11 protein-coding genes, 1 pseudogene and 2 riboswitches are annotated in these 13,191 nt (G+C 36.7%); all 12 genes and pseudogenes read left to right on the top strand.

What is annotated here, in order from left to right; genetic code table 11:
- Positions 1-71 precede the first annotated feature (71 nt).
- The 12 genes and pseudogenes from LZD48_RS13380 (at position 72) to LZD48_RS13325 (ending at position 12,931) form a co-directional block, all read left to right on the top strand.
- On the top strand, positions 72-626 hold the full coding sequence (locus LZD48_RS13380) for a maltose acetyltransferase domain-containing protein (protein ID WP_235763234.1): 555 nt from the start codon (positions 72-74) through the stop codon (positions 624-626).
- A gap of 460 nt (positions 627-1,086) precedes the next feature.
- A riboswitch (SAM riboswitch) is annotated at positions 1,087-1,194 on the top strand.
- 141 nt (positions 1,195-1,335) lie between these two features.
- Positions 1,336-1,824 carry an OsmC family protein gene (locus tag LZD48_RS13375; protein WP_235763233.1) on the top strand — a complete coding sequence of 163 codons (489 nt, stop codon included), beginning with the start codon at positions 1,336-1,338 and terminating at the stop codon, positions 1,822-1,824.
- Entirely contained in the window at positions 1,821-3,437 is a 1,617-nt protein-coding gene (locus LZD48_RS13370; RefSeq protein ID WP_235763232.1) for a sodium:solute symporter family protein, read from the top strand. The genes LZD48_RS13375 and LZD48_RS13370 overlap by 4 nt, the downstream gene beginning before the upstream one ends.
- Positions 3,438-4,024: 587 nt before the next feature.
- Positions 4,025-4,132: riboswitch (SAM riboswitch) on the top strand.
- A gap of 118 nt (positions 4,133-4,250) precedes the next feature.
- Positions 4,251-5,150, top strand: coding sequence for a MetQ/NlpA family ABC transporter substrate-binding protein (locus LZD48_RS13365; RefSeq protein ID WP_235763231.1), 900 nt, complete (start codon positions 4,251-4,253; stop codon positions 5,148-5,150).
- Positions 5,151-6,239: 1,089 nt separating this feature from the next.
- Positions 6,240-7,013: a class I fructose-bisphosphate aldolase gene (locus LZD48_RS13360; RefSeq protein ID WP_235763230.1), complete on the top strand. Its 774-nt coding sequence runs from the start codon at positions 6,240-6,242 to the stop codon at positions 7,011-7,013.
- 55 nt (positions 7,014-7,068) lie between these two features.
- The gene (locus LZD48_RS13355; RefSeq protein WP_235763229.1) at positions 7,069-8,118 is read left to right on the top strand and encodes a zinc-dependent alcohol dehydrogenase; all 1,050 of its coding nucleotides are present in this window, start codon (positions 7,069-7,071) and stop codon (positions 8,116-8,118) included.
- A gap of 191 nt (positions 8,119-8,309) precedes the next feature.
- Positions 8,310-8,837, top strand: a complete 528-nt coding sequence (gene srlA, locus LZD48_RS13350) for a PTS glucitol/sorbitol transporter subunit IIC (protein ID WP_235763228.1) — start codon at positions 8,310-8,312, stop codon at positions 8,835-8,837.
- 15 nt (positions 8,838-8,852) lie between these two features.
- Entirely contained in the window at positions 8,853-9,854 is a 1,002-nt protein-coding gene (gene srlE, locus LZD48_RS13345; protein ID WP_235763227.1) for a PTS glucitol/sorbitol transporter subunit IIB, read from the top strand.
- 261 nt (positions 9,855-10,115) lie between these two features.
- Entirely contained in the window at positions 10,116-10,469 is a 354-nt protein-coding gene (locus LZD48_RS13340) for a PTS glucitol/sorbitol transporter subunit IIA (RefSeq protein ID WP_235763226.1), read from the top strand.
- Between the two features lie 8 nt (positions 10,470-10,477).
- The gene (locus LZD48_RS13335; RefSeq protein ID WP_235763225.1) at positions 10,478-10,864 is read left to right on the top strand and encodes a transcriptional regulator GutM; all 387 of its coding nucleotides are present in this window, start codon (positions 10,478-10,480) and stop codon (positions 10,862-10,864) included.
- A 110-nt stretch (positions 10,865-10,974) separates the two neighbouring features.
- Positions 10,975-11,762 (top strand): annotated as a pseudogene (locus LZD48_RS13330) (aldo/keto reductase).
- A 356-nt stretch (positions 11,763-12,118) separates the two neighbouring features.
- Positions 12,119-12,931 carry a GntR family transcriptional regulator gene (locus LZD48_RS13325; RefSeq protein WP_235763224.1) on the top strand — a complete coding sequence of 271 codons (813 nt, stop codon included), beginning with the start codon at positions 12,119-12,121 and terminating at the stop codon, positions 12,929-12,931.
- Positions 12,932-13,191: the final 260 nt, after the last annotated feature.

Raw genomic sequence — 13,191 nt, 5'->3', positions numbered from 1 at the left:
AAAGCAGCACAACGTTCTTATTCCCCTCGTTGTGCTGCTTTTTAAGTATTACGGGAAAAGGAGTTATGTTAATGAAAACAGAAAAAGAGAAAATGCTGGCGGGAGAAATGTATGATCCCGAAGATCCTGAATTAGTGAAAGATCGATTAGAAGCACGCCGCAACGTAAGGATCTATAACGAGACACTGGAAACCGAAATCGAAGAGCGAAAGGAATTATTAAAGGAATTGCTCGGCTCGACAGGTAAAGAAATCTATATGGAGCCCAACATCCGTTTTGATTACGGATATAATACATATGTAGGAGAAAACTTTTACGCAAATTTCGACTGTACGATTTTAGATGTTTGCGAAGTCCGGATTGGGGATAATTGCATGCTGGCCCCCGGCGTACAACTTTATACAGCGACACATCCGATTCAGCCAACGGAGCGAAATTCCGGAATGGAGTACGGAAAGCCGATTACGATTGGCGATAACGTCTGGATCGGTGGACGCTCCATTATCAATCCTGGGGTGACTGTAGGGGACAATGTTGTTATTGCCTCTGGTGCAGTAGTGACGAAGGATGTGCCGGACAATGTCGTTGTAGGAGGAAATCCCGCAAGCATTATCAAGCGAGTTTAAACAGTTGAGGCGCTTGGGGGCTTGTCCTTGCTCGCCCTACACGGCTGTTATTACCCAGTTACTTCCAACACTGAATGAAGTTTCGCATTATAAACGATGAGTCATAAAGGGAGTAAAAAACAAATACATAAGAAAAGGAACAATCGTCCGGATATTGCTTGTAAGAAGTAATCGGTGTTTACCCAGAGCCAAAAGTGAAGTAACCATTTATTTTACGGATATTGACTATATAAAGATATCTGAAGTTTCCTTTCAAAAAATCTTCGAGATTGTTTTATATAACAAGGAAGAGTATTTTTATCAACTGTCTTTTCATAATAAACCGGGTAATATAAAGTATCCTGTAAATTTAGTTTTCATGGGCTTTGCAAGTATATTAATCAAGTTTATAACTCATTAATAATCAAAACCTCTTGACAATTCAAATATCTGTATCTATAATTTATTCTAATTGAATGAAATCTTATCGAGAGAGGTGGAGGGACTGACCCTTTGAAGCCTCAGCAACCAGCAATTTTTTGTATGGTGCTAATTTCAGAAGAATACCTGGGTATTCTAAAGATGAGTTAAGCGTATTGGTATAGGATACATCATTGCCCTTCTCTCATCTTTTGATGGGAGGAGGGCTTTTTATATGGAAGGAGTGGAAAGATTTAACCCTAAAACCAAGTAAAACAATTAGAATAATTATATTTGAGGAGAGATGAATATGTCAGTGGACAAAACAAGTTCAATCAATACGAATCTAAGAAATGTTAAAGCAAGCAGCGAACGAATTGGTGTGTTAAAAAATGTTAATACAGTAAGAAAATTTTCTTTTACAATTGATGAACCGGTTAAATTAGGAGGGACTGATGAAGCGCCTACTCCAATGGAATATATTTTAGGTTCCTTTAACGGCTGTATCTTGATTGTTATCGAAACCATCGCAAAAGAAATTGATTTTGCATTTCATCGATTGAAGTCTGATTCGATTGGGACGATTGATCGTCGCGGAATGAAAGGGATAGATAATGTTAGTCCTCATTTCCAAGAGGTGATTAATACGATTTGGTTTGAAACCGACGAGAGCGAGCATCGAATAGAGGAATTGAAAGAAAAGGTGAAGGATAGATGTCCTGCCTACAATTTATTTAAGGATACAGGAATTCCGATATCATTAAACTGGATTAAGATAAAAGAAGGTGTAACCGAATGACTTCCTATGGTTTATGGTTAATTTTCTTTGCACTTGCTTATACAGCATTTTTATTGATAGCAGGACAAGTTTCCAGGAAAAAAGCTAACGCAACTGGGTATTTTGTTGGTGGGCGTACATTCAATAAGTGGATTGTAGCTTTTTGTATTACCGGGTTATTCTCGGGTTCTGCATTTATTTCTATTGTTGAACTTTCCTATCTTACAGGGATATCGGCAGTTTGGTATGGTGTCGCCGAAACGGTGCAAATATTAATTATTGCTTTTGTCATTATTGGACCATTTCGTGAAAAATTAGTCGTTACGGTATCTGGTTTAATTGGGGAGCGATATGGAAGAGCGGCGCTTGGAATTAGTGGAGCAATTACAGCTTTTGCATTTCCAATGTGGTCTGTCGCAACAGCGATTGCCTTTGCTTCGGCAGTCCACGTCTTTACAGGAATTACCTTATCTTTATCGATTGCATTTACGGCATTCCTTTTGTATCTATATTTGAAAGCTGGGGGGATGTGGTCCATTGCTTTTACGCAAACAATGAATTTCTTTGTTTTCATTATAATGTTCGCAATCGGTATCCTAGCATTCTTCATTAATCCTGGTTTAGATGGTTTGCGCGCTTTTGCGGTAACGAACCCGGAAATGTTTCAGTTGGGTGGAGCTGGAATACAAGTGATTGTGGCATGGTTCGGTACATTTCTCGTCAACGTCATCTTAGCACAGGCGGCTTTTCAAATGGCGTTATCATGTCGTACACCGGAAGAAGGACAAAAAGGATTGAAGATGGCAGCCGTTTTTGGGATTCCTTTTATTTTGCTTGGTGTCCTATTCGGTATTTCCGCAGCAATTGTGATACCGGACACGACCCTCGGGTTAGTAGCATTACCGCAGTATTTGATGCAAGTTCTCCCTGCGCCGCTCGTTGGATTATTTTTCCTTGGGATATGGGCTTGTGCTTTGAGTTGGGGTGCACCATGCCAATTTTCCGGAGCAACGAGCTTAGGGAAAGACGTTGGCCAAGCGATTTATCCGCACGCGACTCCAGAACAATTAGTCAAGTATACGCAGCGATCCTTATTGTTATTAACTGTGTTAATGATTGGATTTGGATTGCTCCGGACGGAACAAGCTGCATGGTGGAATATTTTAGCTTGGACGATGAGGAATTCTGCAACATTTGCACCAGTAGTAGCAGTCTTATTTTGGAGATTAGCAACAAAAGAAGCTGTAATAGGTTCTATGATTCTCGGATTTTTGTCCGGAATCTCATGGTACCATCTAGGCGGCTGGGCACCAAATGAATTTTATTATAATATCCATCCTGTTTGGATTGGAATGTCAGTTAATCTTAGTACATTAACGATTATCACATTATTGCAAAAGGCAAAGACACTTGAAGTGAAATTTACCTCTGTATCGAGGAAAGGGCTTTATGCTTTAATTGCGGGAGCATTCCTTTCAATAGGTCTACTGACGAATTATCAAGCGATTTACGATTATGGTTTACTGGGGATTTTCTTGTTTTCGATTCTTTTATGTTTATTTATCGCGACCATTATATTTATACCGTCGTCAAGAGATGAGTTGGAAGTAGGGAAATTAGCTCGGGCGAAGTAGATTTAGGATTTGCGTACTTGTTGCTGTTTAAAAGGGGGAAAACAGGTCATTGAATTTTTTCAAGGGCTTGTTTTCTCATTGAATAGATTTCATGACCCCTCGAATCCATTTCTTCGATAATTTAAATGCCATTCTTGTATCGTTTTAGCTGCAACCTTTCGTTCTCCATAATAGGGTACCTGATGTACTGTTCCTTCCAGCTCTTAAAAATACTCTTTTGGTTCTCTTTGCTTATTAAAGAGCGGCGCAATCAAACCATAACGAGATAAAGCAATTTCTTCCCGCGTTTTTTCATCCATTGGATATGCCTCCTTTTTAGTAGAAGGACAACCTAATGAATTTCATAATACGTATTTAATGCCTCACCATCACCATATGTAGTTGGTTCGTTCCCAACTACATATGGTGATGAAAAAGCCGACTTTGGTAATGATGAAATTCATTCAACCGGTTATCCATTGCTTTTATTCTACTTTCTACACCAATATCTGCATAGGAGAAAAGTTATGTGGGAACCATATTAATTGACAATTTAACGTTACTTCAGTACTATCATATATAATCTAACTACAAATTGAATAGAAGATCTCTTATCTAGAGTAGCGGAGGGACTGGCCCGATGAAGCTCAGCAACCATTCATGTCACGGCATGAAGAGGTGCTAATTCCTGCAAGTATTTTTTTGCGAGATAAGGGGGAGAATTTACATCTGTTAAGCGAACCTCCTATCTTAGGTGGTTTTTTTATTGGGAAAATTCATTTATTCAATCCACGTAGTTAGGAAAACATAGAATAATAGGGGGAAGCAAGTAAAATGAGAAAGTTATTATTGTTATTCATTACAGTGCTTGTCATTGGCGTGCTCGCTGCATGTGGAAGTGAAAGCGGAGAAGATGCAGACGCAGACGTTGGAACAGATGCTACAGCAGAGGTGGAAGCGAGTGAGGAGACAGAAACTGATGAGAAGAGAGAAAATCAATTAAGTGATGAAAAATTAGTAGTGGGCGTAACTTCTGGTCCGCATGAGGAAATCTTTGAAGTGATTCAAGAATTGGCTGCAGAAGATGGACTGGAAATCGAAATTAAAGTATTCACGGATTATATTATTCCAAATACAGCTCTAGCGGAAGGCGACCTAGATGTAAACAGTTACCAGCATCAGCCATTCATGGAGCAATTTAATGAAGACCATGGAACAAATCTAGCGGCAATTGCATCAACTACATTAAGTCCAATCGGTGTCTATTCGGAGGAAGTTACAGATATTAATGATGTTCCGGAAGGCGGAGTCATTGGAATTCCAAATGACCCAACAAACGGTGCACGTGCATTAATTATGTTTGAAGAAGCGGGCTTAATCAAACTTGGAGATGATGTGAACAAAGAGACAGCATCCGTTCTAGACATCGAAGAAAATGAAAGAAATCTTGAGTTTAAAGAGTTAGAAGCAGCACAAATCCCAAATCTTTTATCGGAAGTTGATTTAGGTGTTGTTAATGGTAACTTTGCGGTAGAAAATGGCTTAGATCCAGCGACAGATGCCATTTTTTCCGAATCTAAAGATACCCCATTTGTAAACCAACTCGTTGTTCGAGACGAAAATAAAGATGATCCCGTATTAGAAAAGTTAGTAGAACTATATTACTCGCCAGAAGTAACAGAGTTCGTATTAGACCACTTTGACGGCGTTATTTTACCGAGTTGGGATTATTAATTATTAAAAGCCAATACCAGTAATCTCGTGTGATTACTGGTATTGGCTTTTTATCTATTAAATCTTACACCTCTTATGGGAAGCAGTCCCCCGTTGTGTTAGGATGCAGAGCCCTTGTGAAAAAATTATAGTTAAGCTAGGATGGGTGAACAAGCGTGTTCATTTGTCCTAGCTTATTTGCATCTGATAAGGGTTAGTCTATAGGGCGGGAATCCTGATCCAAGAAGGGGAAAGTGGTTTTAGCTCTACATTATGGCATAAAAGCCTAGAAAGATAGCCGGGCGAATAATCAAGGAGGCTCTATCGGGAATGTCGGTGGACATACACCGGGAAGCTAAGTTGTAGCTGTAACAATGAAAAAAAGAGGTAGTTGCGCTGCCTGCCGATGTCATTCCTAAATATGATAATTGGAATTATGACTGGCCAGACCCTGCCGGAGCCATATGGAATCTGACGGAATTAGTGTAGGCGCATCAGTTGTTAAGGCAGAAAGCGGATATTGTGGTGCCGGAGTAAGGTTGGGGTGTTTGGGATGTTTTTGAGGATGGGGTTATTGTGTGAGGTGGAGAGGTAATTGAAATGGGAAAAGCTGTTGGGTTGTGCTTCGGAAGTGAGCATAACCTGGCGGCTTTTTTGTTTTAGTAAATGAAATTTTCTTATCATGCTGTTTACTTGCTTAAAACAGAAAACCATCAAGCAACTAGAACACTTGTAGGATAGTACACAGAATTTAGATGATTTTGTTCTTACAATATACCATTCAAGACAAAATGTTTTATTGGTAAATCATTTAATCCTCTTGAATATCCATTTGGTTGAATAATGATGTTCTATTTATAAAGACACACTCTATTATAGATAGAGTTGGATTACGATTAGTTATTCTCATCTACGTTTAAGTCTGTTTTTTGAAATAAACTAAAAACTTTAAATAAATAGTATTGACAAAAAAATGCTTCTCTAGTATTATGACATTAATCCATTATACGTACAAACCGAATTTAGATAATTTAATTAATATATAAAATTAAATTTACAAAGTAGTGGATTGTATCTAGTAAAAAAATAACATAAGGAGTGGGTGACAAAGTGGGAAAATCATTACGACTATCCCGGATTTTTAGGAAAGACACTGGTAACACGCTTGTATTGCCGGTAGATCACGGGATAGGTGGAAGTATGGAGGGTTTAGAAGATCCGGTTAAGACTCTCAGGGAATTGCAAACCCCTGGTGTCGATGCAGTATTATTAAATGACGGAGTTGCCAGGCAAGCCAGTGAAGTATTTCAGGGGAAAGGTGCACCTGGGCGTATGTTGAATGCGGATGTCTTTAGTTATGAAGTAAAAAATGAAAGAATGGAGCATCAATTAACGTTTAGTCCAGAGACAGCAGTTCGAAGGGGATACGATTGTATGAAACTCGTCCTATTTTGGGATCGCCCTGCTGCTGAAAGAATGCGTTCTATTAAATTGATTGCTTCAGTTATCGAAGAGGCCGAAAAATGGGAGATGCCTGTGTTGGTTGAACCACTTACTTCAAAGCCGATAGAAGATCCTGAGGAACGTGCAAATGTTTTAACTGACGCGAATCGGGTCGCCTTTGAATTGGGAGCAGATATCTTGAAAGTAGCTCATCCTGGAGACACGAAGACACTAGAAAGTTGGGTTAAATATTTCAACGTTCCAATTATTTTGCTAGGTGGAAGTAAGAGTGGGTCTACGGAAGACTTAGTTAAAATGGTGGATGAAGCTGTGGATGTAGGGGTGAATGGCGTGGCGATTGGTAGAAATGTGTGGCAACGCCCTCCGGAAGAAGCGAAAGAGTTATTAGAAAGGTTTGCTAATATTATTCATAAACCTTGAGATTAAACACTGTTTGTTATCTTAAGCAAGATATTATTTGGGAGGAACTATAATCATGACAAAAAGAAAATTTGCCGTTTTAACTAGAGTGAAAAATGCAGAAGTACATGAAGGACAAGTTCCGAAAGTTGGTGATAACCAAGTATTAATCAAGCAAGAAACCTGTAATATTTGTACAACAGATTTTGGTCAATGGTTGGGATTAAGAGAACATCAGCCTTATCCAATGGCTGGCGGTCATGAGGGTTCTGGTGTCATAGTTGAAAAAGGGAAGAATGTAAGAAATGAATTAAGTATTGGAGATCATGTTGCGGTTGCTTATGATTACTGTGGAGAGTGTTCTGCTTGTCAAGTAGGAAGGACAAGTGAATGTACGGAAGTATTAAACCCTTTTAAAGACCAAAATAAAGAGGGATATTATGGGCATTTGGGATTTGCAACCTATGATGTTAAAGACGCAAATGCAGTAATTAAAATGAATCCCAAATTACCTTTTAATGAAGCCGGCTTTTTGGAACCGCTTGCAACTGTTGTTGGTGGCTTAAGAAGATTAAGAATTACTGCTATGGAGCGAGTTGTTGTGATTGGCGCTGGAACGATGGGTGTATTAAATGCGCTAGCAGCAAAAGCATATGGTGCAGATGTCATCGTTACCGAAATGATGGATAAAAAGATTGAAGCAGCAAGGGCGATGGGGTTAAATGTGATTGATGTAAAAGAACATGACCCAGTAGAGAGGGTGAAAGAGTTAACTGATGGTGAAGGTGCAGATGCTATTATACTTGCGGTTGGAAATACAAAAGCAAATGATCAGGCCCTTGAAATGGTTAAAAATCTAAACGGTAAATTATTATTATTTGCGGCTGGATATCCAGCTCCGAAGTTAAATGTAGACTCAAATTTAGTTCATTACAGAAAGATGGAGCTGATAGGTACATACGGAGCTGATATCCTTGATTTTAATATATCTGCAAGCTTATTAAATGAAGGAAGAGTTAATGTTTCTAAGCTGGTCGAAACGAATATTCTCTTAGAAGATATTCAAAAAGCTTACGAAATTGCTAGTACACAAGGAAGTTACCGTGTTAGTGTGTTGTTACGATAAGAGTCTAAATAGTTATTAAGGAATTGGTTATATTATTATATCTTAGTTAATGGAAGGGGGATTATGTATAAGTCCCCCAATTGCAAGATAGCAAACAACCAAGGAATGTGTTGCCATGCATTTGATTGAAGATATTATATTATCTGGCTTTTGACTATTATTATTGAAAATAATAAAGAGGGGGTCAAAATGTGGCGTTTATCGTTGATTTTGCGGAAACGTTTGTAGGTTTTTTTGAATTTGTAGGGGAGACATTTGTAGGCATGTTTACAGGTATAGTTCCTATCCTTATAGGAATGTTAACATTGATTCAATTCTTGGTAAATATTGTAGGTGAGGGTCGAATCGAAAAAATGGGTCAATTTTTAGCTAAAAACCCTATATTAAAGTATTCTATATTCCCTGTATTCGCTCAGTTCTTCCTTGGAAGTCCAGCTAGTGGTACTTTAGGTAGATTTCTACCAGAAAGATCAAAGCCAGGAATGTTAGAAGCATTATTCAGAATCGGACATCCATTAACAAGCTTATTCCCCCACGCAAATCCGGCAGAATTGTTTGTTTGGCTAGGAGTGGCCCAAGGTATTGAACAACTTGGTTTGCCTGTTGGTGCATTAGCTATCCGCTATATTATTACCGGTATAGTTGTAGGCCTCATAAGTGCAATTATTTTAGAAATAGTATTTACTATTATTGCGAAAAGGAACAATTATCAAGTTTAATAGGGGGGGTAAATCATGAATAAAATGGTTAAGGTTGAAAAAGGAAGTAGCGGTTGGGGAGGACCACTGTTTTTAAAGTGTGAGGGTAAAAAAAATAAGGTTTTATCAATGACAGGCGGCGGAGTTCATGAATTAGCTATCTATATTGCAGATACTATAGGTGCAGAAGTAGTAAATGGCTTTAAAGAAGTACCGAATGATGAGGAGATTGTTTGTGCAATTATTAACTGTGGTGGCACATTAAGATGTGGCATTTATCCACAGAAAGGCATAGATACAATTAATTTATATTCGATTGGTCCTTCTGGCCCGTTGGCCGATCATATAGTAAAAGATTTATATGTATCTGGCGTTAAAAAAGAAAATATTAAAATCGTTAAAGAAGCAGACCCAGTAGATGTTGAAATTAGAACTGTGGAGGAAACGGCATCTGAAATAGAGCTTGAAAAAATGGATGAAAAACAGGAGGAAGAAAAAGGTAATTCCGTATTTAATCTATTATCAAAAATCGGATCATCTGTAGGCTCGATAGTTTCTATGTTTTTAGATGCTGGTAGAAAGACTGTTGATCTTTTATTAAAAACAATTATACCCTTTATGGCGTTTGTCAGTATTTTAGTCGCTGCAGTACAGTATACTGGTGTTGGGGAATGGATTGCAAATGCTCTAACTCCCCTTGGATCATCACTTTGGGGATTATTAATTATCTCGATTATCTGTAGCTTTCCGTTTTTATCTCCTGTGCTAGGTCCAGGAGCAGCTGTTGCCCAAGTCGTAGGTGTCCTAGTAGGAACTCAAATTGCAGCGGGATCAATTCCACCAGAGTTTGCCTTGCCAGCTTTATTTGCTATTAACGCCCAAGTAGGTGGGGATTTTTTTCCAGTTGGTATGTCTATAATGCAAGCGAAACCAAAAACTATTCAATATGGGACACCGGCGTTTCTAATTGCTAGACAAATTTCAGCCCCTCTAGCGGTAGTAATTGCTTATCTATTCAGTATTGGTCTCTATTCTTAATAAATATAAAACTATCAAACTTTATAATTTCAAAATAGATATGCGTACTGAAAGGTTGCTAGGAGAAGAGAGCGAGGTTTAATCTATCGATAAATTCCGTTATGAAAAATAACGTAGACATCGCCCGATGTATTCTCAGCTCTCTATATTTTTAATTCTGTTAAAACTAGGTAATATAATTTATGAGCGAAACAATAAGTGTAAAAAGAAATAAAATAAATATATATTATTAATAAAGGTTGAAATTTAGGAGGTTTAAGAGTGAAATATAACGTGGAAATTATTGAAATCGGCGCTAATGTAGATGAGATGTTACAGACTGGTTTATTGATTTTATTTAATCAAAGCGCACCACAAGATTTAAGAGCTTATTGTGTAATCACCGAAGAAAACCAAGAAGAAGGACTAATTGAGGTGGGAGATAGTGTGAAGATTATTGATCAAATTTATACTATTACAGCTGTTGGAGCAGTAGTTAGTGAAAATCTTTATTCACTTGGTCATGTTTCATTGTGTTTTGATAATGCTAAAGAGGCGAAATTGCCAGGACATATCCATTTAACCCCAAGTTTTAAAAGTGACTTATCACAGCCTGGAAATATTACAATAAAATAGGTGAAGATATGAAAATTCTATTTTTATTTTTTATTATTCTGGTTATTATTCAATGGTATTTTAAAACAAAACAAACAAAAGAATTTCTTGGACATTACAATAATTTTTTACAAAATGGAAATGTATTAGTGGAGAGAAGTAAAGGTGTGTTTTCTGGTGCTATTATTCTAATTCAATTAGATGAAGAAGCAAATATTAAAGGTTGTCTTTTATTGACAGGTGCAACTTTTTTTTCGTCATGGTGCAGGTGTGAGGAATTAATTAGTAAGAATTTGCTGCATTTAGAACTAGAAGACTTTGATAATTATAAAAAGCCTGTAAGAAAAGTAATTGCTAAAGCTATACAAAGTTATCAAATTGACAGCGGAGTCGAACTAAATAGCAAAATGGTTTAATAATTTATTAAGAAGATGGTATTTATATTTCATTTTTATGGTAGTGAGGACTAATTCGATCGGAGGTATTTTATAGAATGACGTTAAAATGATTAAGAAATGGTGTTCTCATGCCACGTGTAGGACTAGGAGTTTTTAAAATGTCCGAACCAAAAGTTACTGTAAATGCTGTATTAGAAGCATTAAGGGCAGGTTATCGGGCAATAGATACAGCGAGCTATTATAAAAATGAAAAAGAAGTGGGGGAAGCAATTCGGTTATCGGAGGTTCCTAGAGAAGAGCTGTTTATTACTACTAAAGTATGGAATGATGAGCAAGGTTATGATGAAACGTTACGTGCATTTGAAAAGTCTCTTCGGACTCTTGGTCTTGACTATATTGATTTATATTTAACTGGCCACTTCCGGATATATTTGTCGATACTTATCGAGCGATTGAAAGATTATATGAAGAGAAGCTAATTCGTGTGCCGGGAGTATCTAATCACCATGAAAAGCACCTTTTGCAACTTGAAAATAAAGTGAATACTCATCCGATGATTAACCAAGTAGAATGTCATCCCTACCTACAACAAAGGGATTTGAAAGAATTTTGCGAGGAAAGACAAATCGCTGTAACAGCATGGTCTCCTCTGGGTAAAGGCAATATATTACAAGATGAACTCGTTAAAAGCCTTGCACAAAAACATGCAAAGACACCAGCTCAGATCATTTTAAGGTGGCATTTAGAACGGAATACAATTGTTATTCCGAAATCAGTTACCGCATCAAGGATAAAAGAAAACTTTGATTTATTTAATTTTAGGCTTGAGGAAAAAGACATGGAAAAAATGTCGAAGCTTGATTGCAATGGCCGACTTGGGATTGATCCAGAAATAGAAGATTTTAGGTTTCTCTAGAATGAAATGGTTACAAAATCTTTTTTCTGATTGAATACGGAGTTATAGTGATCATTAATGCGCTACCAATATAGTCATCAAAATTTTTATTTTCCTTTGATTATTTAGTCATTGTAATGAATATGTTGATCTGAATAATTAGCCTCTATATTCAAATGAATCAAAAATGCTTCGACAGTAGACTTTAGTGTCTGATTATTATCGAAATAAATGAAATAGAAATTTGACTTTGATAAAAATTATTTAACAAAAGATTATGAGGGAGGGTGTTTAACGTATTTATATTTAGTTAGCTTCTTTTGTCTTAAATCGAATATTTAAAAATAGTAATTATTTTGGAAAGGGAAATAAAATTAATGATTAATAACATTGGAAAAAGTAATTATTCAGAGGACCGCAAAGAATTACCAGAAGCAGTAAGAACGGCTGTTAAAAATATTGATCGTAATAATCCGTTACCTTTATACCAACAATTATTTGATGCTCTATATAAAGTAATTATTGATAAAAATCTAGAGCAGGGAAGCTTTTTCGCCACTGAAAGTTTACTGTTAAGAGAAACGCAAATGAGTCGTTCTACGATTCGTAAAGCATTAGAAGAGTTAGTTAGACAAAAATATTTGATAAGAATTACGGGAAAAGGAACATTTGTATCTATAGATGTTCCTAAGGTGGCTATTGATTTACCGAGATTAAAAAGTATGAGTCAAGAATTAACTGAAAAGGGGATGGAACCTGGAAGCATAATATTACAAGCTAAAAAAATAAAACCACATCAAGAAATAGCTGAAAAACTACATCTAAACCCATCTGATGATGTTCTTTTTATAGAACGGATACGAACTGGTAATAAAATACCCATTCTTTATATAAGGGGCTATATACCGTTTAATATAGTAGAACATACCGATTTAAACAATATACCTAATTCTTTATATCAATTGATAAAAGATTGTGGGAGAACAGTTCATAGTGCTATACACGTTATTAATGCATCAATTATGCCAACAAAAGTCGCCAAACTTTTAGGAGTGGAAAAATCAACTGCTGGATTAGCGATAGAGAGAACTACTTTTGATACACAACAAGTTCCAGTAATCTATGAGGAAGGTATTTTCCGAAGTGATCTATTTAATTATACATTGAAAATGCAAGATATTACTTTGTAATGCTTAATAAACCATAAGGAATGTGACCTTTTCTTATTTATCAAAGAATGCTGATCGGCAAAGGCTTTAGTATGTGAAAATCACTCCAATTTATAGAATTTTTTAATTCAGGTAATCTTATTAGCGCTATCTGAAATTTAATAATAGTAGACGTGTTTATCCATATAATCATATTTACTATTATCAGAAGTAGAGCAGTTGTAAAGCAGATTATCTTTATTGATTTAAAAGTGAATACATAGAGATAACAAATATATGAG

Origin of the sequence: Oceanobacillus alkalisoli, assembly GCF_021556485.1 — a bacterium.
Classification (GTDB): Bacteria; Bacillota; Bacilli; order Bacillales; family Amphibacillaceae; genus Oceanobacillus; species Oceanobacillus alkalisoli.
The sequence above is the reverse complement of the archived record's forward strand: the minus strand, read 5'-3'. Positions and strand labels throughout refer to the sequence as shown.

Coding starts and splice junctions, on each gene's coding strand:
- LZD48_RS13380 (WP_235763234.1), top strand. CDS start 72: ATGAAAACAGAAAAAGAGAAAATGCTGGCGGGAGAAATGTATGATCCC.
- LZD48_RS13375 (WP_235763233.1), top strand. CDS start 1,336: ATGTCAGTGGACAAAACAAGTTCAATCAATACGAATCTAAGAAATGTT.
- LZD48_RS13370 (WP_235763232.1), top strand. CDS start 1,821: ATGACTTCCTATGGTTTATGGTTAATTTTCTTTGCACTTGCTTATACA.
- LZD48_RS13365 (WP_235763231.1), top strand. CDS start 4,251: ATGAGAAAGTTATTATTGTTATTCATTACAGTGCTTGTCATTGGCGTG.
- LZD48_RS13355 (WP_235763229.1), top strand. CDS start 7,069: ATGACAAAAAGAAAATTTGCCGTTTTAACTAGAGTGAAAAATGCAGAA.
- srlE (WP_235763227.1), top strand. CDS start 8,853: ATGAATAAAATGGTTAAGGTTGAAAAAGGAAGTAGCGGTTGGGGAGGA.
- LZD48_RS13335 (WP_235763225.1), top strand. CDS start 10,478: ATGAAAATTCTATTTTTATTTTTTATTATTCTGGTTATTATTCAATGG.
- LZD48_RS13325 (WP_235763224.1), top strand. CDS start 12,119: ATGATTAATAACATTGGAAAAAGTAATTATTCAGAGGACCGCAAAGAA.